The sequence below is a fragment of the Pseudomonas sp. GW821-FHT10B02 genome (assembly GCF_059415665.1).
In genome coordinates, this window is record NZ_JBWKNR010000004.1 from 228,868 (window position 1) to 250,860 (window position 21,993).

Genomic DNA, 21,993 nt, shown 5'->3' on the forward strand with positions numbered 1-21,993 from the left:
TCAGGCGCCCATGGCCTCACGGATGTCCGCCGCCAGCTCACGCACCCGCGCCTCGTCGGTGTCCCACGAGCACATGAACCGTGCGCCACCGCTGCCAATAAAGGTGTAGAAGCGCCAGCCCTTGTTGCGCAAGGCTTCCAGCGCCGGTTCCGACATCTGCAGGAACACCCCGTTGGCTTCCACCGGGAACATCAGCTCTACGCCCGGCACGTCACTCACCAGTTCGCTGAGCAGTTGTGCGCAGCGGTTGGCATGGGCGCCGTATTTGAGCCAGGCGCCGGTTTCCAGCAAACCTACCCATGGCGCAGACAGAAAGCGCATCTTCGAGGCCAACTGGCCTGCCTGTTTGCAACGGTAGTCGAAGTCTTCGGCCAGTTTGCGGTTGAAGAACAGGATCGCCTCGCCTACCGCCATGCCGTTTTTGGTACCGCCAAAGCACAGGACATCGACACCGGCCTTCCAGGTCAGCTCGGCCGGCGTGCAGCCGAGGTAGGCGCAGGCGTTGCTGAAGCGGGCGCCGTCCATGTGCAGGTTCAGGCCCAGCTCCTTGCAGGTGGCGCTGATGGCCTTGAGCTCTTCCGGGCGATATACGCTGCCGACTTCGGTGGCCTGGGTAATGGTCACCACACGTGGCTTGGGGTAGTGGATGTCCTGACGTTTAAGGGCAATTTCGCGGATCGATTCAGGGGTCAGCTTGCCGGCCACCGTGCGGGCGGTGAGCAGTTTCGAGCCGTTGGAGAAGAACTCCGGCGCGCCACATTCGTCGGTCTCGACGTGGGCGGTCTCCGAGCAGATCACACTGTGATAGCTCTGGCACAGCGACGACAGCGCCAGCGAGTTGGCGGCGGTGCCGTTGAAGGCGAAGAACACTTCGCAGTCGGTTTCGAACAGTTTGCGAAAGTACTCCGAGGCGCGCGCGGTCCACTGGTCATCACCGTAGGAGCGGTCGTGACCCTGGTTGGCTTTTTCCATCGCGGCCCAGGCTTCCGGGCAGATACCTGAGTAGTTGTCGCTGGCGAATTGCTGGCTTTTATCTGTCATGACACTGTCCTGTGAACGACGCAGGTGAGCACTGTAAACAAGATTTATGAAGTCGCCTATACAGCTGTATTGGACGGTAACGCATCGCGGGGCAAGCCCGCTCCCACAGGATCTGCACAACCCGGTGGGAGCGGGCTTGCCCCGCGATCAGGTCGCATGTCGTAAACGCACCTTTGTGTGGCGTCCATAGGCATCTGGGCTGTCTGCGTCGGTCATACCATCGCTGCAAAAGGGCAATTGCCCGACAAGAACCGATGCCGCTGCCGGGAGAGACGCGATGTTCAGCAAGCAAGACCAGATCCAGGGTTACGACGATGCACTGCTGGCGGCGATCAATGCCGAAGAACAACGCCAGGAAGATCACATCGAACTGATCGCCTCGGAAAACTACACCAGCAAGCGCGTCATGCAGGCCCAGGGCAGCGGCCTGACCAACAAATACGCCGAAGGTTATCCAGGCAAGCGCTACTACGGCGGTTGCGAGCATGTGGATAAAGTCGAGCAACTGGCTATCGATCGCGCCAAGCAGCTGTTCGGCGCCGACTACGCCAACGTCCAGCCGCACTCCGGATCTTCGGCCAACAGCGAGGTGTATCTGGCCCTGCTGCAGGCCGGCGATACCATTCTCGGCATGAGCCTGGCCCATGGCGGTCACCTGACCCACGGTGCCAAGGTGTCGTCCTCGGGCAAGCTGTACAACGCCGTGCAGTACGGCATCGACACCAACACCGGGCTGATCGACTACGACGAAGTCGAGCGCCTGGCCGTGGAACACAAGCCGAAGATGATCGTCGCCGGGTTCTCGGCCTACTCGAAAACCCTCGATTTCCCACGTTTCCGTCAGATCGCCGACAAGGTCGGCGCCTACCTGTTCGTCGACATGGCCCACGTTGCCGGTCTGGTGGCTGCGGGTCTGTATCCGAACCCGCTGCCTTACGCCGATGTGGTCACCACCACCACCCACAAGACCCTGCGCGGTCCACGTGGCGGTCTGATCCTGGCGCGAAGCAACGAAGAGATCGAGAAGAAGCTCAACGCCGCGGTATTCCCCGGTGCCCAGGGCGGCCCGCTGATGCATGTGATCGCCGCTAAGGCCGTGTGCTTCAAGGAGGCCCTGGAGCCGGGCTTCAAGACGTATCAACAGCAGGTGATCGACAACGCCCAGGCGATGGCCAAGGTGTTTATCGAGCGCGGCTTCGATGTGGTCTCCGGTGGTACCGACAACCACCTGTTCCTGGTCAGCCTGATTCGCCAGGGGCTGACCGGTAAAGATGCCGACGCTGCCCTGGGCCGCGCCCACATCACCGTCAACAAGAACGCCGTGCCCAACGATCCACAGTCGCCGTTCGTTACCTCCGGCCTGCGCATCGGCACCCCGGCGGTTACCAGCCGCGGCTTCAAGGTTGCCCAGTGCGTGGAACTGGCCGGCTGGATCTGCGACATCCTCGACAACCTCGGCGATGCCGATGTCGAGGCCGATGTTGCGAAGAACGTGTCGGCACTCTGTGCAGATTTCCCGGTTTATCGCTGAGCGGTTCAGGAGTGAAGACTATGCAACGTTACTCGGGCTTCGGCCTTCTCAAGCACTCGCTCAGCCACCACGAAAACTGGCAGCGCATGTGGCGCACGCCGACCCCGAAAAAGGTCTACGACGTGGTCATCGTCGGCGGTGGCGGGCACGGCCTGGCCACGGCCTACTACCTGGCCAAAGAGCACGGCATCACCAACGTTGCCGTGGTCGAGAAGGGCTGGCTGGGCGGTGGCAACACCGCGCGCAACACCACTATCGTGCGTTCCAACTACCTGTGGGACGAATCGGCGCATCTCTATGAACACGCCATGAAGCTCTGGGAAGGGCTGTCGCAGGACATCAACTACAACGTGATGTTCTCCCAGCGCGGCGTCTACAACCTCTGCCACACCCTGCAGGACATTCGCGACTCCGAGCGTCGGGTCAACGCCAACCGCCTCAATGGCGTGGATGGCGAGCTGCTCAACACCCAGCAGGTCGCCGAAGAAATTCCTTACCTGGACTGCTCGAAAAACACCCGCTATCCGATCCTCGGCGCCACCGTGCAACGGCGCGGTGGCGTGGCCCGTCACGATGCCGTGGCCTGGGGCTACGCGCGTGCCGCCGATGCCCTGGGCGTGGACCTGATCCAGCAGACCGAAGTGATCGGCTTTCGCAAGGAAAACGGTGTGGTTATCGGGGTCGAGACCAACAAGGGCTTTATCGGCGCCAAGCGCGTCGGTGTGGTCACCGCCGGTAACTCCGGGCACATGGCCAGGCTCGCCGGCTTCCGCCTGCCGATCGAATCGCATCCGCTGCAGGCGCTGGTGTCCGAACCGCTCAAGCCGATCATCGACAGCGTGATCATGTCCAACGCCGTGCACGGCTACATCAGCCAGTCGGACAAGGGCGACCTGGTCATCGGCGCCGGTATCGACGGCTGGGTTGGCTACGGTCAGCGCGGTTCGTACCCGGTGATCGAACACACCCTGCAGGCGATCGTCGAAATGTTCCCGATTCTTTCGCGGGTGCGGATGAACCGCCAGTGGGGCGGCATCGTCGACACCACGCCGGACGCTTGCCCGATCATCTCCAAGACCCCGGTGAAGAACATGTTCTTCAACTGTGGCTGGGGCACCGGCGGCTTCAAGGCCACCCCGGGCTCGGGCAACGTTTTTGCCGCCAGTCTGGCCAAGGGCGAAATGCACCCGCTGGCCAAACCTTTTTCCATCGACCGTTTCTACAACGGTGCACTGATCGACGAACACGGCGCCGCCGCTGTCGCCCACTAACAGGAGAAATCCCTATGTTGCATATCTTCTGTCCCCACTGCGGCGAGCTGCGCTCCGAAGAGGAGTTCCACGCTGCAGGCCAGGCGCACATTCCGCGGCCGCTGGACCCCAACGCCTGCTCCGACGAGGAGTGGGGCACCTACATGTTCTTCCGTGACAACCCGCGTGGCCTGCACCACGAGCTGTGGATTCACGCCGCCGGTTGCCGCCAGTACTTCAACGCCACCCGTGACACGCTGACCTACGAAATTCTGGAAACCTATCCGATCGGCGCCAAGCCGCAAGTGACCGGCAAAAACACCAGCCCGCAGTTGGCAGTCAGTGGTCAGGGAGAAAAGGTATGAGCCAGGTCTATCGCCTGTCCAACGGCGGTCGTATCGATCGCAGCAAAGTCTTGAACTTCACCTTCAACGGCCAGACCTACCAGGGTTATGCCGGCGACACCCTGGCCGCAGCGTTGCTGGCCAACGGTGTGGACATCGTCGGGCGCAGCTTCAAGTACTCGCGCCCCCGCGGGATCATTGCCGCAGGCTCCGAAGAGCCGAACGCGATCCTGCAGATCGGTGCCACCGAAGCCACCCAGGTGCCCAACGTGCGCGCCACCCAGCAGGCCCTGTATGCCGGCCTGGTGGCCACCAGCACCAACGGCTGGCCGAGCGTCAACACCGACGTCATGGGGATTCTCGGCAAGGTCGGCGGCAAGCTGATGCCGCCGGGCTTCTACTACAAGACGTTCATGTACCCGCAGTCGTTCTGGATGACCTACGAGAAGTACATCCGCAAGGCGGCCGGCCTTGGCCGTGCGCCGCTGGAAAACGATCCGGACAGCTACGACTACATGAACCAGCACTGCGACGTGCTGGTGGTCGGCGCAGGGCCTGCCGGCCTTGCCGCGGCATTGGCCGCCGGGCGCAGCGGTGCGCGGGTGATCCTCGCCGATGAGCAGGAAGAATTCGGTGGCAGTCTGCTCGACAGCCGTGAAAGCCTGGATGGCAAACCGGCTGCTGAATGGGTCGCGGCTGTAATCGCCGAGCTCAGGGGCATGCGTGAAGTGACCCTGTTGCCACGGGCCACGGTCAACGGTTACCACGACCACAACTTCCTCACCATCCACGAGCGTCTGACCGACCACCTGGGCGATCGCGCACCGATCGGCACCGTGCGTCAGCGTATGCACCGGGTGCGTGCCAAGCGCGTGGTGCTGGCCACTGGCGCCCATGAGCGTCCACTGGTGTATGGCAACAACGATGTGCCGGGTAACATGCTGGCCGGCGCGGTTTCCACCTACGTGCGTCGTTATGGCGTGGCGCCGGGCCGCAACCTGGTGCTGTCGACCAACAACGACCATGCCTACCGTGTGGCGCTGGACTGGCATGACGCCGGCCTGAAAGTGGTCGCCATCGCCGATGCCCGGCACAACCCGCGCGGTTCGCTGGTGGAAGAAGCGCGGGCCAAGGGCATGCGCATCCTCACCTCCAGCGCGGTGATCGAGTCGCGTGGCAGCAAGCATGTGACCGCAGCCCGTGTCGCCGCGATTGACGTCAAAGCGCACAAAATCACCAGCCCGGGCGAATGGCTGGACTGCGATCTGGTTGCCACTTCCGGTGGCTACAGCCCGGTCGTGCACCTGGCTTCGCACCTGGGCGGCAAGCCGGTCTGGCGTGAAGACATTCTCGGCTTCGTGCCGGGCGACGCACCGCAGAAGCGTGTGTGTGTCGGTGGCATCAACGGTGTGTTCGCCCTGGCCGACACCCTGGCAGACGGTTTCGAAGGCGGCGTGCGTGCGGCAACCGAAGCCGGTTTCAAGGCTGTGCAGGGCACCCTGCCGAAAGTCCTGGCGCGTCAGGAAGAAGCCACTGTGGCGCTGTTCCAGGTGCCCCACGACAAAAACACCGCACGGGCGCCGAAGCAATTCGTCGACCAACAGAACGACGTCACCGCTGCTGCCATCGAACTGGCTACACGTGAAGGTTTCGAGTCGGTCGAGCACGTCAAACGCTACACCGCCCTGGGCTTCGGTACCGACCAGGGCAAGCTGGGCAACATCAACGGCCTGGCCATCGCGGCGCGCTCGATGGGCATCAGCATCCCGGAAATGGGCACCACCATGTTCCGCCCCAACTACACGCCGATCACCTTCGGCGCCGTGGCTGGCCGGCACTGTGGGCACCTGTTCGAGCCGGTGCGTTTTACCGCGCTGCATGCCTGGCACCTGAAAAACGGCGCCGAGTTTGAAGATGTCGGCCAGTGGAAACGGCCTTGGTACTTCCCGCGCAACGGCGAAGACCTTCATGCCGCTGTGGCCCGTGAGTGCAAGGCCGTGCGCGACAGCGTCGGCCTGCTCGATGCCTCGACCCTGGGCAAGATCGACATCCAGGGCCCGGACGCCCGCGAGTTCCTCAACCGCATCTACACCAACGCCTGGACCAAGCTCGACGTGGGCAAGGCCCGTTATGGCCTGATGTGCAAGGAAGACGGCATGGTCTTCGACGACGGCGTGACGGCTTGCGTCGGCGAAAACCACTTCATCATGACCACCACGACCGGTGGCGCCGCACGCGTATTGCAGTGGCTGGAGATTTATCAACAGACCGAATGGCCAGACCTGAAGGTGTACTTCACCTCGGTGACCGACCACTGGGCGACCCTGACCCTGTCGGGCCCGAACAGCCGCAAGCTGCTCAGCGAAGTGACCGATATCGACCTGGACAAGGACGCGTTCCCGTTCATGAGCTGGAAGGAAGGCCTGGTCGCGGGTGTGCCAGCGCGGGTATTCCGCATCTCGTTCACCGGTGAACTGTCGTACGAGATCAACATCCAGGCCAACTACGCCATGGGCGTGCTGGAGAAAATCGCCGAGGCCGGCAAGCAGTACAACCTCACCCCTTACGGCACCGAAACCATGCACGTCCTGCGGGCCGAGAAGGGCTTCATCATCGTCGGTCAGGACACCGACGGCTCGATGACCCCGGACGACCTCAACATGGGCTGGTGTGTGGGCCGTACCAAGCCGTTCTCGTGGATTGGCTGGCGCGGCATGAACCGCGAAGACTGCGTGCGCGAAAACCGCAAGCAGCTGGTCGGGCTCAAGCCGGTCGACCCGACCCAGTGGCTGCCGGAAGGCGCGCAACTGGTGTTCGACCCGAAACAAGCGATCCCGATGGACATGGTCGGTCACGTCACCTCCAGCTATGCCAGCAACTCCCTGGGCTATTCCTTTGCCATGGGCGTAGTCAAAGGCGGGCTCAAGCGGATCGGCGAACGGGTCTACTCGCCGCAGGCCGATGGCAGCGTGATTGAAGCGGAGATCTGTTCTTCGGTGTTCTTCGATCCAAAGGGCGAGCGGCAGAACATTTGACCGGTTTAGGGTCCATAGAATTCAAGGCAGGTGAGTAATGAGCACGATCAACGTCTACCAGCAACGCCCCGGCAACGACGTCAAAGCCGAGTCGCCACTGCATCACGCCGACCTGCCCAGCCTGGTCGGCAAAGGCCGCAAGAACGCCGGGGTGACCCTGCGGGAACACAAGTTTCTCGGTCATCTGACCCTGCGTGGCGACGGCCGCGATCCAGCGTTCGCCGGTGGTGTGTTCAAGGCCCTGGGCCTGGAACTGCCAGTGGCGCTGACCGTGGTCGCCAACGGCGAGATGTCGCTGCAGTGGCTGGGCCCGGATGAGTGGCTGCTGATCGTCCCTGGCGGCCAGGAATTGGCGGTCGAGCAGAAGCTGCGCGATGCCCTCGACGGTCAGCATATCCAGGTGGTCAACGTCAGCGGCGGGCAAACCCTGCTGGAACTGAGCGGCCCGAATGTGCGCGAAGTGCTGATGAAATCCACCAGCTATGATGTTCATCCAAACAACTTCCCGGTCGGCAAGGCAGTGGGCACGGTATTCGCCAAGTCGCAACTGGTGATCCGCCGTACCGGCGAGGAAACCTGGGAACTGCTGATCCGTCGCAGCTTCTCCGATTACTGGTGGCTGTGGCTGCAGGACGCGGCAGCCGAATACGGTTTGAGCATCGAGGCCTAGGGAGAGTCGTCATGAGCCGAGCACCGGACACCTGGATTCTCACCGCTGACTGTCCGAGCCTGCTCGGTACGGTGGATGTGGTGACGCGTTATCTGTATGAGCAGCACTGCTACGTCACCGAACACCATTCGTTCGATGACCGGCTGTCCGGGCGCTTCTTCATTCGCGTGGAATTCCGTCAGCCGGATGACTTCGACGAAGCCAGTTTTCGCGCAGGCCTTGCTGAGCGGGGCGAGGCCTTTGGCATGCTGTTCGAGCTGACCGCGCCCAAGCATCGACCGAAAGTGGTGATCATGGTGTCCAAAGCCGATCACTGTCTCAACGACCTGCTCTATCGCCAGCGCATCGGGCAATTGAGCATGGACGTTGTGGCGGTGATCTCCAACCACCCGGACCTTGAACCGCTGGCGCACTGGCACCGCATTCCCTACTACCACTTCGCCCTTGATCCGCACGACAAACCGGCGCAGGAGCGCAAGGTGCTGCAGGTGATCGAGGAATCCGGTGCCGAACTGGTGATCCTTGCCCGCTACATGCAGGTGCTGTCGCCGGAACTGTGCCGCAAGCTCGACGGTTGGGCGATCAACATCCATCACTCGCTGCTGCCGGGCTTCAAGGGCGCCAAGCCCTATCACCAGGCCTACAACAAAGGCGTGAAGCTGGTGGGGGCGACGGCCCACTACATCAACAACGACCTCGACGAAGGGCCGATCATTGCCCAGGGCGTGGAGTCGGTCGATCACAGTCACTATCCGGAAGACCTGATCGCCAAAGGCCGCGACATCGAGTGCCTGACGTTGGCGCGGGCGGTGGGTTATCACATTGAGCGGCGAGTGTTTTTGAACGCCAACAGGACGGTAGTGCTCTGACTGACGCCATCGCCGGCAAGGCCGGCTCCCACACAAACACAACTGTGGGAGCCGGCCTTGCCGGCGATGAGGCCCTCAAGATCAAAACAGATTCCAGTAACACAGCGCCGCCCCCGGGCAGCGCACTTTGCACCGCTACATAACAACAAACTTTAGCGAGGTAAAAGCATGTCTGGTAATCGTGGTGTGGTGTATCTCGGCGCCGGCAAGGTCGAGGTGCAGAAGATTGACTACCCGAAAATGCAGGATCCGCGTGGCAAGAAGATCGAGCACGGGGTGATCCTCAGGGTGGTCTCCACCAACATCTGTGGCTCCGACCAGCACATGGTCCGTGGCCGTACCACGGCCCAGGTCGGCCTGGTGCTGGGCCATGAAATCACCGGCGAGGTGATCGAAAAAGGCCGCGACGTGGAAAACCTGCAGATCGGCGATCTGGTCTCGGTACCCTTCAACGTCGCCTGTGGCCGTTGCCGCTCCTGCAAGGAACAACACACCGGCGTCTGCCTGACGGTCAACCCGGCGCGTGCCGGTGGTGCCTACGGCTATGTCGACATGGGCGACTGGACCGGTGGCCAGGCGGAATACGTGCTGGTGCCTTACGCCGATTTCAACCTGCTGAAACTGCCCAACCGCGACAAGGCCATGGAGAAAATCCGCGACCTGACCTGCCTCTCCGACATTCTTCCGACCGGCTATCACGGCGCGGTAACGGCCGGGGTTGGCCCGGGCAGTTCGGTGTACATCGCCGGTGCCGGCCCTGTGGGCCTGGCTGCGGCAGCTTCGGCACGTTTGCTGGGGGCGGCAGTGGTAATCGTCGGTGACGTCAACCCGGTGCGCCTGGCGCACGCCAAGGCCCAGGGCTTTGAAATTGCCGACCTGTCCCAGGACACCCCGTTGCACGAACAGATCGCCAACCTGCTGGGCGAACCGGAAGTCGACTGCGCGGTGGATGCCGTAGGCTTTGAAGCCCGTGGTCATGGCCATGCCGGTGCCAAGCATGAAGCACCTGCTACCGTACTCAACTCGCTGATGGGTGTGGTCCGTGTTGCCGGCAAGATCGGCATTCCCGGCCTGTATGTCACTGAAGATCCGGGTGCGGTGGATGCTGCAGCGAAGATCGGCAGCCTGAGCATCCGCTTCGGTCTGGGTTGGGCCAAGTCGCACAGCTTCCACACCGGGCAAACGCCAGTGATGAAGTACAACCGTCAGCTGATGCAGGCGATCATGTGGGACCGCATCAACATTGCCGAAGTGGTGGGTGTACAGGTGATCAGCCTGGATCAGGCGCCTGAAGGGTATGGCGAGTTTGATGCCGGGGTGCCGAAGAAATTCGTTATCGATCCGCACAAGCTGTTCAGCGCGGCCTGACGAGTTGTTTTAGGGCCGCCATCGCTGGCAAGGCCAGCTCCCACAGTGTTCACAGCATGCAGTGTCATTGTGGGAGCCGGCCTTGCCGGCGATGAGGCCAATGGAACATTCCCCCACCTTCACAGTCCAACCCTCGTTTCCCCCCGCCTTTACGGCCGACGAGGTCCATTCATGAAACGTTTCGCACTGGTCACCCTGATGACCCTGGCTGCCAGCCCGGTGTTTGCCTTCAACCTCAGCGATGCGGCCAACGCCGTTTCCGCCATGCAGGGCAACAAGGACGGCGCTGCAGTGCAGGCGCCAGCCGCCTCGGCGAATCTGCTCAACACCCTCGGTAGCGAGCTGAAAATCACCCCGGAACAAGCCATCGGTGGCACCGGCGCCTTGCTCGGTCTGGCCCGTAATCAACTCAGCAGCACTGACTATGAACAACTGAGCAAAGCCGTGCCGGGCCTTGATCTGCTCTCTGGCGAAAACGCCTTGGGCGGCTTGAGCGGGCTGGGTGAACTGCTCGGCAACAGCGGCAATTCGTCGGCCCTGAGCAATGCCCTGGGCGGCAACGTCAAAGACACCAATGACCTGAACAACGCCTTCAGTGCCCTGGGGATGGACACCGGCATGATCGGCCAGTTTGCCCCGCTGATCTTGCAGTACCTCGGTCAGCAGGGCGTTACCGGTTCGCTGTTGCAGAGCCTCGGCGGCCTGTGGGGCGCGCCGGCTACAGTGCCGTCGGTATAACGGCGCTTAGGCTGCTTCGGAGAAGTTCACCGTGCGCACCGGGCGGCGGAACCCGCCCGTCAGCACCATCAGGTAGCCCAGGCCCAGGCCGAACCAGCTCAGGCCGATGGTCAGGGTCATGGTCGACAGGCTGGTCCACAGCCACAGGGTCAGGCTCATGCCCACCAGCGGGATCAGGCCATAACGCAGCAACCCGGCCAGGTTGCGCTGGCAGGTGTCGCTGATCAGGTGGGTGCGAATCACCGCCAGGTTCACCGCCGAGAACGCCACCAGGGCGCCAAAGCTGATCAGCGATGCCAGGGTCGCGAGGTCGATCACCAGCGCCAGCAGCGAAAACGCCGAGACCACCAGGGTAGCGGTGACCGGGGTGCCGAAGCGTGGCGAGAGGGTGGCGAACCAGCGTTGTGGCAAGACCTTGTCACGGCCCATGGTGTAGAGAATCCGCGATACCGCCGCTTGCGAAGCCAGGGCCGAGCCGAGGCTGCCGGCGACGAACGCAGCGGTGAAGAAGTTGGCCAGGAACTGACCGCCAGCCTTGAACATGACTTCATTGGCGGCCGCGTCGGTATTGGCGAAATGGCTGCCTGGCAGCACCAGCTGACTGATATAGGCCAGCAGGGTGAACAGCAGGCCAGCGCCGAGGGTGGTGAGGATGATCGCCCGTGGCACGTTACGTTCCGGGTCTTTGGTTTCCTCGGCCAGGGTCGACACGGCATCGAAGCCGAGGAACGACAGGCACAGCACCGCCGCCCCCGCCATCAGATGGCTGAAGCCCGGCTGAGTGCCATCGCCGAGAAAAGGTGAGAGCACATCGACCGGTTGCCCGCCGCCCAGGGTTTTCAGCGACAGTGCGACGAACACACCGATGAAAATGATCTGCGCGCCGACGATCAGGTTGCTGGCCTTGGCCACCGAGTTGATGCCGACGACGTTGAGCACGGTAACCAGGGCGATCGACGCAAGAATGATGGTCCAGACCGGGATGCTCGGGAAGGCGATGTTCAGGAACAGGCCAATGAGCAGGTAATTGATCATCGGCAGGAACAGGTAGTCGAGCAGCAGCGACCAGCCGGCGAGAAAGCCGATGCTCGGCCCGAATGCCAGGTTGGTGTAGGAGTAGGCCGAGCCGGCAACCGGAAAACGCCGGACCATGAAGCTGTAGGACGTGGCCGTGAAGAGCATGGCCAGCAGGGTGACCAGGTAGGCGCCGGCGGTGCGTCCCCCGGTGAGTTCGGTGACGATGCCGTAGGTGGTGAAAATGGTCAGCGGGACCATGTACACCAGCCCGAAGAACACCAGGGCAGGAAGCCCGAGGACGCGGCGCAGTTGTGCGGAATCTGCCTGGGCAGCATTGCTGGATTGGTTGGCCATTGATCGATCCTGGCTTTCTTGTAGTTGTTAGTTGATCGATTTTTATCCAGTTAATCCGCCAATAGCAAAGAAGATTCCCTTATCTTGATTATTAACGCAGATTTTAATCGGCTATCGCGGGGGCCAGCTCCGCCCGCAATGCTTCAATCCGCTGATCTTTGTCGCGCCACAGCTGGTTGACCCAGTCCTGCACGGTCTGGCGCAACAGCGGATCGTTTTCGTAGTCGCCATCCCACAGCGCCGGATCCAGCTCGTGCACCTGGATGTCGATGATCACCTTTGGCACAGCGCCACTGAGCAGGTCCCAGAAGCCCGGCGCCTTGTCGCCGGGGTAGACGATGGTGACGTCAAGCAGGGCATCGAGCTGTTCGCCCAGCGCCGCCAGCACAAAGGCGACACCACCGGCCTTGGGTTTGAGCAGGTGCTTGTAGGGTGACTGCTGGGCCACACGCTTGGCTTCGGTGAAGCGCGTGCCTTCAAGGTAATTGACCACGGTTACCGGCTGGCGCTTGAACAACTCGCAGGCGGCCTTGGTGATTTCCAGGTCCTGGCCTTTGAGCTCCGGATGTTTGTCGAGAAACGCTTTGCTGTAGCGCTTCATGAACGGGTAATCCAGCGCCCACCAGGCCAGGCCCAGCAATGGCACCCAGATCAGTTCTTTTTTCAGGAAGAACTTGAAGAAGGGGATACGTCGGTTGAGCACCTGGATCAGCGCCGGGATATCGACCCAGCTCTGGTGGTTGCTGATGGCCAGGTAGGATGTGTCCAGGCGCAGGTCATCGGCACCGCGCACGTCCCACACCGTGGGGATGCACAGACGGAAAATCAGTTTGTCGATTTCAGACCAGGTTTCGGCGATCCACATCACCGTCCATGAGGCATAGTCACGGTAACGGCCGGGCAGGACCAGTTTGAGCAGGGCAAAGACCAGCAATGGGCCGATCAGGACCAGGGTGTTGAGCAGCAACAGCAAGGTCACAAGAATGCCCGTCAGTAAGCGGCGCATAAGAAAGCTCTTATATTCAAGTAAGCGGCCGGCAATGATAAGCAGCCTGTCGGCATACGCCAAATGCTCAGGTCTGCTCGACTGGGACAAATGTTTCACATTGTGTTGAATAAGCTATTAACGCGAACCTATCCTGCCTTCGCAGTCTAAACACTGTCTTATCTCAAGGAAGCGGATCCCTGTGAAATCTGTACTTGCACTGCTGTCGCTGCTGGCCCTTCCGGTGATGGCTGCCGAGCCGACCCTGTATGGCCGCTACGAATACATCACGCTGCCGGAGTTTGGCGGTGAAACCCTCAAGGCGAAAATGGACACCGGGGCGCTGACCGCGTCGTTGTCGGCCAAAGACATCGAGCTTTTTACTCGTGATGGTGAAGAGTGGGTGCGTTTCCGCCTGGCGACCAAGGACTCCAGCGGCAAGGTTTACGAACACAAGCTGGCGCGCATCAGCAAGATCAAGAACCGCGCCGATGAAGATGAAGACGGCGAGGGGGCGGAGATCAGCAAGCGTCCGGTGGTGGACCTTGAGCTGTGCCTGGGCGACGTCAAGCGTACCGTTGAAGTCAACCTGACCGACCGCAGCAGCTTCAACTATCCACTGCTGATCGGTGCCAAGGCCTTGCGTGAGTTCAAGGCGGCGGTGAACCCGGCGCGACGCTTCACGGCGGGCAAGCCTGAGTGCTGATACCTGGTGGGGAAAACATCCTATGGGCCTTGCCAGACCCCTGAGAATCTCCTACAAGATGCAACACCCCAGTGCCAGGCCCGGACGCCATGCCTCACATACTCATTGTCGAAGACGAAGCGGCCATTGCCGACACCCTGATTTTTGCCTTGCAGGGTGATGGTCACAGCACGGAGTGGGTGACCCTGGGCAGTGCGGCGCTCGATCAGCAGCGTCAGCGGCCAGCCGATCTGATCATCCTCGACATCGGTCTGCCGGATATCAGCGGCTTCGAAACCTGCCGTCAGCTCCGGCGTTTCAGCGATGTGCCGGTGATGTTCCTCAGTGCCCGCGACGGTGAAATCGACCGCGTGGTGGGCCTGGAAATCGGCGCCGACGACTATGTGGTCAAGCCCTTCAGCCCGCGCGAAGTCGCGGCGCGGGTACGGGCAATCCTCAAGCGCATGGCACCGCGTGCGGAGCCGGTGAGCGCACCGCTGCTGTTCCAGGTCGATACCCTGCGCATGCAGATCAGCTACCGCGGCCAAGCCCTGAGCCTGACCCGCCACGAATTCCGCCTGTTGCAGAGCCTGCTGGAACAACCCGAGCGGGTGTTCAGCCGCGAGCAGTTGCTCGATGCCGTCGGCGTGCCCGCCGACGCAGGTTATGAACGCAGCATCGACAGCCATATCAAGAGCCTGCGTGCCAAGTTGCGGCAGGTGGCCGCCGATGCCGAGCCGATCCAGACCCACCGTGGCCTGGGTTACAGCTACAGCCCGAGCCATAGCTGATGCGCCTGGGCATCCGCATCTTCCTGGTCTACTTCCTGTTTGTCGGGCTGACCGGCTACTTCATTCTCAGCACCGTGCGTGAAGAGATCCGTCCCGGAGTGCGCCAGTCCACCGAAGAAACCCTGGTGGACACTGCCAACCTGCTCGCCGAAATCCTTCACGACGACGTCAAGGCCGGTACCCTCGGCCAGAGCCGCTTGCCGCAGGTGTTGCGTGCTTACGGCCAGCGTCAGCCGAATGCCGATATCTGGGGGCTGTCGAAGAATCAGGTCAACCATCGCATCTATGTCACCGATGCCAAGGGCATTGTCCTGCTCGACTCCAGTGGTGCGGCGGTGGGCCAGGACTATTCCCGCTGGAACGACGTCTACCTGACCCTGCGCGGTGAGTATGGTGCACGTTCGACCCGTAGCGACCCGGAGGATCCCGAGTCGTCAGTGATGCACGTCGCCGCGCCGATTCTCGATGAAGGCAAGATCATCGGCGTGGTCACCGTGGCCAAGCCGAACAAGTCATTGCAGCCGTATATCGATCGCTCCGAGCAGCGTTTGCTGTACCTGGGACTGGGCCTGATCGGCCTGGGCTTGCTGGTCGGTGCCGCGCTGTCCTGGTGGCTGGCCCGTTCGCTACGACGCCTGACCCATTACGCCCAGGCTGTCAGCGAAGGAGAGCGCACCGCGCTACCGCACTATCGCGGCGGTGAGCTGGGACAGCTGGCGGCGGCGGTGGAGCGCATGCGCACCCAGCTGGAAGGCAAGGACTATGTCGAGCGCTACGTTCATACCCTGACCCATGAGCTGAAGAGCCCGCTGGCGGCCATTCGCGGCGCATCGGAGCTGCTCCAGGGACCGATGCCGGAAGCACAGCGCCAGCGCTTTGCCGACAACATCGAGAGCGAAAGTGCGCGCATGCAGCAGTTGATCGAGCGCCTGCTCAACCTGGCGCAGGTCGAACAGCTGCAAGCTCTGGAAGAACAGCAGCATGTGTCGCTGGCGGCCCTGGTCGATGAGCTGTTGCTGGCCCAGAGTGCGCGGATCGAAAGCAACGGTCTGCAGGTGCGCCAACGTGTACCGGCGAGTACCCGCCTGCTGTGTGAGCCGTTCCTCATGCGCCAGGCCATCGCCAACCTGCTGGACAACGCCCTGGACTTCACCCCGCCCGGCGGCAAGCTGGTGTTCGAGCTGGAGAGACAGGGCGCGCGCGTGGCTCTGAGCCTGTTCAACCAGGGTGAGGCGATTCCCGACTATGCCCTGGGGCGGGTGAGCGAGCGCTTCTATTCGCTGCCGCGGCCGCTTAGCGGGCGCAAGAGCACCGGGCTGGGGCTGAACTTTGTCGAGGAAGTGATGCAGCTGCATGGCGGTTCGCTGGAAGTCGCCAACGTCGAGGACGGTGTACGCGTGCGTTTGTGGCTGCCCGCCAAACGCCTGGACTGAAACTTCACACACTCTGCACGCAAGCTCCACACATCTCCCCAAACGCTCCATTTTCATTGCGCAGACTCTGCTCATCGAAACCGGAGTGTTGCCCCATGAGTCGAACCCTGAGTCTGAAACTTGGCACCATCGCCTTGCTGATTGTGCTGTTGCTGATCCCGCTGTTCATGATCGGCGGCCTGATTGGTGAGCGTCAGCAACTGCGTGACAACGTCGTACAGGACATCGCCCAGAGCGCGAGTTTCAGCCAGCAGATCAGCGGCCCGGTGCTGGTGGTGCCGTATCGCAAGACCGAGCGAAGCTGGAAGACCGAAGAGGGCAAAACCTTCGTGGAAACCAAGCAAGTCAGTGGTCACCTGTACTTTCTGCCGGAGACCTTCGAGCTGAAGTCGGGCATCGACACCGAACTGCGTTCGCGAGGGATTTACCAGGCGCGGCTGTTTCATGCCGATAACCACATCAGTGGCCAGTTCAAAGTGCCGGCGAATTGGGGCATTAACCAGGACCTCGAGGATTATCGCTTCGAGCCAGCCTTTCTTGCGGTCGGCATCAGTGATATCCGCGGTATCGAAAAGGGCCTGCAATTACAGTTCAATGACCAGCGCCTGGACTTCCAGGCCGGCACCGGCCTGAGCTGGCTGGGTGGTGGTGTGCACGTGCCCCTGGGCCGCCTCGACGGCAAGGCAGAAACCCTGTTCGACTATGCCTTCGATCTCAGCTTGCAGGGCACTGGTCAGCTGTATGTGCTGCCGGTTGGCCGCAGCACCAGTGTCAGCATGGCGGCTAACTGGCCGCACCCAAGCTTTGTCGGCAACTACCTGCCCAGCAGCCGCAAGATTGACGCGGGTGGCTTCTCGGCGCGCTGGCAGACGTCGTTCTTCTCTACCAACCTGGAAGACGCCCTGAGCCAATGTGCGGTCAATGCCAGTTGCGCGGATTTCCGCGACCGCGCCTTCGGGGTCAGCTTTGTCGACCCGGTGGATCAGTACCTCAAGAGCGAGCGGGCGATCAAGTATGCGTTGTTGTTCATCGCCCTGACCTTTGCTGGCTTCTTCCTCTTCGAGATTCTCAAGAACCTCAGCGTGCACCCGATTCAATACGCCCTGGTGGGTGCGGCCCTGGCGTTGTTCTACCTGCTGTTGCTGTCGTTGTCCGAGCATCTGGGTTTTGGCCTGGCGTATCTGCTGTCTGCCGGCGCCTGTGTACTGCTGATCGGTTTCTATCTGTCTCATGTGTTGCACAGCCTGTTGCGCGCCATGGGCTTTGCCCTCGGGCTGGCGGTGCTCTACGGCATGCTCTACGGGCTGCTCAGCGCCGAGGACTATGCCTTGTTGATGGGCTCGCTGCTGCTGTTCGGGCTGTTGGGTGTGTTCATGGTTCTGACCCGGCGACTGGACTGGTACAGCGTTGGTCAGGGGAAACTGCAATGAGCGGCTTGCGCGAGGAAAGGCATCTGGGAATGGTGTTGGCACGGGGTATTGCCAATGTGTGGACGGCAGAGGTCAGTGTGGGAGCCGGCCTTGCCGGCGATGAGATCGCTGCGGTGTCAGCTAGTGCGCGGCGTTTGCATCGCTGGCAAGGCCAGCTCCCACAGGGGTTGAATCAGGTGAGCGAAGGATCCGTCGCCCGCATCGACGCCCGCTGACTGACCTCGGCATACCAGGCCGCGAGCTTCGGCTGTTGTTCACGCCAGCCGAGGTCCGGCATGCGCAGATCAAGGTAACCCAGGGCACAGGCCACACCGATGGCGGCGATGTCGAACGCCGCGCTCAGCTCGGCAATATGCTCCTGCTCAAAGCTGGCCAGGCCGCGGCGGATCTTGTCCTGTTGGGCGTCGATCCAGCTGTCCCAGCGTTTTTCTTGCGGGCGCAGGAAGGTTTCGTAACGGGTCAGCACCGCCGCGTCCATGACCGCGTCGGCCAGCGAGGCGAGGGTCAGGCGATGCCAGCGCGACCAGCCTTCCCTGGGGATCAGCGGGTTGCCAACATGCTGCAGGTCGAGGTATTCGCAGATCACCCGGCTGTCGTGCAGCACGTTGCCGTCAGCCAGGCGCAAGGCCGGGATTTTCCCGGCCGGGTTGCCCTGGTTGAGCTCGGCAACCGGGCTGACCGGCGTCAGGTTGACGCTCTGCAGCGCTACGCGCTCGGTCTGCCCGGTCTCGTGCAGCACCACCATGACCTTGCGCACGAAGGGCGAAGCCGGCGAGTAGAACAGGACCATGCTCGGTGCGGACATGTCGAACCCTCAGTTGCCTTGCAGGCTGGGCGGCAGGCAGACACCGGTGCCACCGATACCGCAGTAGCCGTCAGGGTTTTTCGCCAGGTACTGCTGGTGATAGGCCTCGGCGAAGTAGACGGTCGGCGCCTGGTCGATCTCGGTGGTGATCTCGCCGAAGCCGGCTTTGCTCAGTTCAGCCTGGTAGGCCTGTTTGCTGGCCTGAGCCTGTTGCAGTTGTTCGGGGCTGGTGCAGTAGATTACCGAGCGGTACTGGGTGCCGATGTCGTTGCCCTGGCGCATGCCCTGGGTCGGGTTGTGCAGTTCCCAGAACATCGCCAGCAGTTCCTGATAGCTGACCTTGTCCTTGTCGAATACCACCAGTACCACTTCGGTGTGGCCGGTCAGGCCCGAGCAGACTTCTTCGTAGGTCGGGTTGGGGGTGAAGCCGCCGGCATAGCCAACCACGGTGCTGACCACGCCTTCACGTTGCCAGAAGCGCCGCTCGGCACCCCAGAAGCAACCCAGGCCAAAGATCGCAAAGTCGACGTTCTCGAAGAACGGCCCGAGCAGTGGGGTGTCTTTGAAGACAAAGTGCTTCTCGGGCAGGGGCATCGGGGTTTCGCGGCCAGGCAGGGCCTGTTCCGCAGTAGGCAGGACGTTTTTGTTCACCAGGATTTCCGAGCGCAGGACCATGAACCCATTCCTCTTCAAAGTAGGACGATAAGGGATAGAGTCGTAGTGTGCCCGAGTGTTACGCCGCTGTCAGGCGCTTGGTCCACGCGGATAACGCTTGAGTTTGTTGACCAGCTCGGCCCCCGGAATCGGGCGGTCGAACAGATAGCCCTGGCCGACATCACAGCGGTGACGACGCAGGAACGCCAGCTGTTCGGCGGTCTCGATGCCTTCGGCGACCACCTGGAGCTTGAGGTTGTGGGCCATGGCGATCACCGCCGAGGTGATTTCCATGTCGTCCTGGTTGTCGGGGATTTCATGAATGAAGCTACGGTCGATCTTGATGATATCGATCGGAAACTTCTTCAGGTAACTGAGCGAGGAATAGCCGGTGCCGAAATCGTCCATGGCCAGGGTCAGCCCCAGCTGCTTGAGCTGGTCGAGCTGGCGGTGGGTGTCTTCGGTGGCTTCGAGCAGCAGGCCTTCGGTCAGCTCCAGCTCCAGCAGATGGGGCGGCAGCGCTTCTTCCTTGAGGATATTGGCGATCGAGGCAACCAGCTCGGGATCGGAAAACTGCTTGGGTGACAGGTTGATCGCCACCTGCAGATCGCCCAGCCCTTCAGTGCGCAACTTCTGGCTCATGCTGCAGGCCTGGCGGGCGATCCACTTGCCGATCGGGATGATCAGCCCGGTTTCCTCGGCAACGCTGATGAACTGATCCGGGCGGATCATGCCCTTGTCCGGATGGTTCCAGCGCAGCAGGGCTTCCAGGCCCAGCAGACGGCCGCTGCGCAAGCACAGCTTGGGCTGGTAGAACACATCCAGCTCGTTCTGGGTCAAGGCGCGGCGCAGGTTGTTTTCGACGAACAGTTTGTAGCTGGCTTCGGCATTCAGGGCTTCGGTGAACACCTGGGCCTGGTGCTTGCCGTTGGCTTTGGCCTTGTGCAGGGCCAGGCCTGCGTTTTTCATCAGGGTCTGCGGGTCGCGGCCATGCAGCGGAGCGCAGGCCAGGCCCACGGAGCCGGTGACGTTGATCAGCTGGTTGTCGACGAACAGCGGTTTGTCGAGGGTCCTGAGCAGTTGCTGGGCAATCTGCTTGCCGTCTTTGAGGTCGGTGTCTTCGAGCAGGACGGCGAATTCGTTACTGGCAAAGCGCGCCAGGCTGCCGCCGGCGCTGAGGCTGTTGCGCAGGCGCCGGGCCAGGCTGATCAGCAGCTTGTCGCCGGTCTGGTGGCCGAGGCTGTCGTTGATCCGTTTGAAGTTGTCGATGTCCACCAGCAGCAGGCAGATCGGACTGTCGCTGTCGCGGGCGAAGCGTTCGTCAAGGTTGCGGATGAACGCCGGCCGGTTGCCCAGGCTGGTCAGGTTGTCGGTGTAGGCCAGGCGTTCGATACGCTGCTGCGCCAGCTTGCTCTGGGTGATGTCTTCGTAGATGCCGATGTAGTGGGTCAGTTCGCGGTTGTCACCGTAGACCTTGGAGATAGACAGCTGCCCCCAGTAGGGCTCGAGGTTCTTGCGCCGACTCTTGAATTCGCCCTGCCAGCTGTTGCCCATGGCCAGGCTCGAAGGGGCGTCGAACAACAGCTCACTGAGGTTTTCCAGGGCCGGTAGCTCGGAGAGGCGATGGCCATGGACCTCCTCGGTACTGTACTGGGTGATGGCGGTGAAACTCGGGTTGACGTACTCGACCACACCATCGCGGTTGACCAGCAAAAAGGCGTTGGCACTCTGCTCGACAGCACGCTGGAACAGATGCAGGGCGTTGGTGGCGGTACGCCGGTTGTGATTGTTGATGACCTGGGCGAACTGATCGGCGAGCTCGCCGGCAAAGGCAATTTCATCCGACTGCCAGGCCCGTGCCGAGCCGGTGTGCTCCAGGCAGAGCACGCCGACCACCTGGCCATCGATGCGGATACTGGCATCGAGCATCGCGTTGATGTCGCGCGGGCGCAGGCTTTCAGCCATTTCCCGGGTGCGCGGATCGTGACTGGCGTTGTGGGCGTCAATGGCGCGGCTGGTGTGCAGGGCGTCGAGGTAGTCGGGAAAGCAACTGGCGTCGATGGGATCGGGCAGGTGGTATTCCTGGCTCTCGCGGTAGTACGCGGAGATAGGCTCCAGGCGCTGCCCTTCCAGGTACCAGATGCTCGCACATTCGATCTTGTAGATCTCACAAGCGCTGCGGGTGATCAGCTCGGCGGCTTCGAGCAGCGAGTTGCTGGCGCTGTAGCGATGACGGGCGAGGTGCAGGATCAGCTCCTGCTGGGCGCGCACCCGTTCCAGATGCTCAAGTTGTTCCTGCTGCGCCTGCTGGTTGAGCTGCAGGGCGATCTGCAGGCGGTTGTTGCGGGTTTCCAGGTCGGCAGCGCTGAGGTCCGGGCCGTCACCGGGCTGGGTGTCGAGGACCATCAGGTAGCCGCGCAGCAACTGGCGGTTGTGCTGCTTGTAGGCTTCACCGAGTTCCAGCAGGTGCAGCGGTCCTTGAGCGGTGTGCAGGGTGTAGCGCACCAGGTAGTGCGGGCGCTGGCCCAGCTGCAGCTGGATGGCGTCATGCAGTTTGTAGCGAGCCTCGGGCTCCATCAGGCTGGCGTAGGGCGAGCCGACCAGGGCGCAGAGCTCGACCGCGGCCAGGCCGAACTGGCGTTCGCAGGCGGGGTCGAGGTACAGCAGGGCCCAACTGGCTTCATTCAGCCGTTCGAAACGCAGCATGCCGAGCCGCGAAGGCACGGGCAATTGCGTCACGACCTCGGCCACCATACGGCTGGCGGCATCGGGTTGGCTTTTCATTGAGGGCTCGCTTCAAGAAGGCTGTTCGCGAAGATAGCGCAATCTGCTGCTACGCGTTTTGGCAAGGTTGCATCATGCGCTTGAGGCTGACAAGCCTGCATCTACTGTGTCGGCACCCAAGCGTGAATCTTAAACGTTGGGGGCTTCGCGGCGGCCAGCAAATCACAGGCAAAAAAAGCCCCGCCAAAGTGGCGGGGTTGAGGTACGAG

General features: G+C 62.0%; 18 protein-coding genes. 12 read left to right on the forward strand and 6 right to left on the reverse strand.

Annotated elements, in window-relative coordinates:
* Positions 1-1,041, reverse strand: a complete 1,041-nt coding sequence (locus tag AC07OF_RS08945) for a threonine aldolase family protein (RefSeq protein WP_157190869.1) — start codon at positions 1,039-1,041, stop codon at positions 1-3.
* A 277-nt stretch (positions 1,042-1,318) separates the two neighbouring features.
* On the opposite strand from AC07OF_RS08945, the gene glyA reads away from it, so the two are divergent.
* The 8 genes from glyA to AC07OF_RS08985 all read left to right on the forward strand — a co-directional run bounded on the left by glyA (position 1,319) and on the right by AC07OF_RS08985 (position 10,846).
* Complete coding sequence (glyA, locus tag AC07OF_RS08950) at positions 1,319-2,572, forward strand: serine hydroxymethyltransferase (RefSeq protein WP_157190870.1); 1,254 nt, start codon at positions 1,319-1,321, stop codon at positions 2,570-2,572.
* A gap of 20 nt (positions 2,573-2,592) precedes the next feature.
* The gene (locus tag AC07OF_RS08955; protein WP_038605844.1) at positions 2,593-3,843 is read left to right on the forward strand and encodes a sarcosine oxidase subunit beta family protein; all 1,251 of its coding nucleotides are present in this window, start codon (positions 2,593-2,595) and stop codon (positions 3,841-3,843) included.
* 14 nt (positions 3,844-3,857) lie between these two features.
* Positions 3,858-4,187 (forward strand): sarcosine oxidase subunit delta, encoded by a 330-nt coding sequence (locus AC07OF_RS08960; protein ID WP_157190871.1) that lies wholly within the window; start codon positions 3,858-3,860, stop codon positions 4,185-4,187.
* Positions 4,184-7,201 carry a sarcosine oxidase subunit alpha gene (locus tag AC07OF_RS08965; protein ID WP_157190872.1) on the forward strand — a complete coding sequence of 1,006 codons (3,018 nt, stop codon included), beginning with the start codon at positions 4,184-4,186 and terminating at the stop codon, positions 7,199-7,201. Before AC07OF_RS08960 ends, AC07OF_RS08965 begins: the two co-directional genes overlap by 4 nt.
* A gap of 37 nt (positions 7,202-7,238) precedes the next feature.
* Positions 7,239-7,871 (forward strand): sarcosine oxidase subunit gamma, encoded by a 633-nt coding sequence (locus AC07OF_RS08970; protein ID WP_157190873.1) that lies wholly within the window; start codon positions 7,239-7,241, stop codon positions 7,869-7,871.
* Positions 7,872-7,882: 11 nt separating this feature from the next.
* Complete coding sequence (purU, locus tag AC07OF_RS08975; RefSeq protein WP_157190874.1) at positions 7,883-8,740, forward strand: formyltetrahydrofolate deformylase; 858 nt, start codon at positions 7,883-7,885, stop codon at positions 8,738-8,740.
* 168 nt (positions 8,741-8,908) lie between these two features.
* Positions 8,909-10,108 (forward strand): formaldehyde dehydrogenase, glutathione-independent, encoded by a 1,200-nt coding sequence (fdhA, locus tag AC07OF_RS08980; RefSeq protein WP_028942224.1) that lies wholly within the window; start codon positions 8,909-8,911, stop codon positions 10,106-10,108.
* A gap of 171 nt (positions 10,109-10,279) precedes the next feature.
* The gene (locus tag AC07OF_RS08985; RefSeq protein WP_157190875.1) at positions 10,280-10,846 is read left to right on the forward strand and encodes a DUF2780 domain-containing protein; all 567 of its coding nucleotides are present in this window, start codon (positions 10,280-10,282) and stop codon (positions 10,844-10,846) included.
* A 6-nt stretch (positions 10,847-10,852) separates the two neighbouring features.
* Here AC07OF_RS08985 and AC07OF_RS08990 read toward each other — a convergent pair whose 3' ends face one another.
* Entirely contained in the window at positions 10,853-12,217 is a 1,365-nt protein-coding gene (locus AC07OF_RS08990) for an APC family permease (RefSeq protein ID WP_157190876.1), read from the reverse strand.
* 103 nt (positions 12,218-12,320) lie between these two features.
* Positions 12,321-13,223, reverse strand: a complete 903-nt coding sequence (gene yihG, locus AC07OF_RS08995) for a 1-acylglycerol-3-phosphate O-acyltransferase, YihG family (RefSeq protein ID WP_157190877.1) — start codon at positions 13,221-13,223, stop codon at positions 12,321-12,323.
* Between the two features lie 181 nt (positions 13,224-13,404).
* On the opposite strand from yihG, the gene rloA2 reads away from it, so the two are divergent.
* From rloA2 to creD, 4 genes are all read left to right on the forward strand, one after another.
* Complete coding sequence (gene rloA2, locus AC07OF_RS09000; RefSeq protein ID WP_038605873.1) at positions 13,405-13,908, forward strand: retropepsin-like aspartic peptidase RloA2; 504 nt, start codon at positions 13,405-13,407, stop codon at positions 13,906-13,908.
* An 89-nt stretch (positions 13,909-13,997) separates the two neighbouring features.
* Positions 13,998-14,678 carry a two-component system response regulator CreB gene (creB, locus tag AC07OF_RS09005; RefSeq protein ID WP_157190878.1) on the forward strand — a complete coding sequence of 227 codons (681 nt, stop codon included), beginning with the start codon at positions 13,998-14,000 and terminating at the stop codon, positions 14,676-14,678.
* Positions 14,678-16,111, forward strand: coding sequence for a two-component system sensor histidine kinase CreC (creC, locus tag AC07OF_RS09010; protein ID WP_157190879.1), 1,434 nt, complete (start codon positions 14,678-14,680; stop codon positions 16,109-16,111). The genes creB and creC overlap by 1 nt, the downstream gene beginning before the upstream one ends.
* Before the next feature lie 95 nt (positions 16,112-16,206).
* On the forward strand, positions 16,207-17,541 hold the full coding sequence (creD, locus tag AC07OF_RS09015) for a cell envelope integrity protein CreD (RefSeq protein ID WP_157190880.1): 1,335 nt from the start codon (positions 16,207-16,209) through the stop codon (positions 17,539-17,541).
* A gap of 172 nt (positions 17,542-17,713) precedes the next feature.
* Here the strand turns inward: creD and AC07OF_RS09020 are convergent, their stop codons facing one another.
* The 3 genes from AC07OF_RS09020 to AC07OF_RS09030 all read right to left on the reverse strand — a co-directional run bounded on the left by AC07OF_RS09020 (position 17,714) and on the right by AC07OF_RS09030 (position 21,784).
* Positions 17,714-18,346 carry a glutathione S-transferase gene (locus tag AC07OF_RS09020; protein WP_495072775.1) on the reverse strand — a complete coding sequence of 211 codons (633 nt, stop codon included), beginning with the start codon at positions 18,344-18,346 and terminating at the stop codon, positions 17,714-17,716.
* 9 nt (positions 18,347-18,355) lie between these two features.
* A complete protein-coding gene (gene msrA / locus AC07OF_RS09025; protein ID WP_157190882.1) occupies positions 18,356-19,021 on the reverse strand; it encodes a peptide-methionine (S)-S-oxide reductase MsrA in 666 nt (221 codons plus the stop codon).
* Between the two features lie 69 nt (positions 19,022-19,090).
* Positions 19,091-21,784 (reverse strand): putative bifunctional diguanylate cyclase/phosphodiesterase, encoded by a 2,694-nt coding sequence (locus AC07OF_RS09030; RefSeq protein ID WP_157190883.1) that lies wholly within the window; start codon positions 21,782-21,784, stop codon positions 19,091-19,093.
* Between the last annotated feature and the right edge of the window lie 209 nt (positions 21,785-21,993).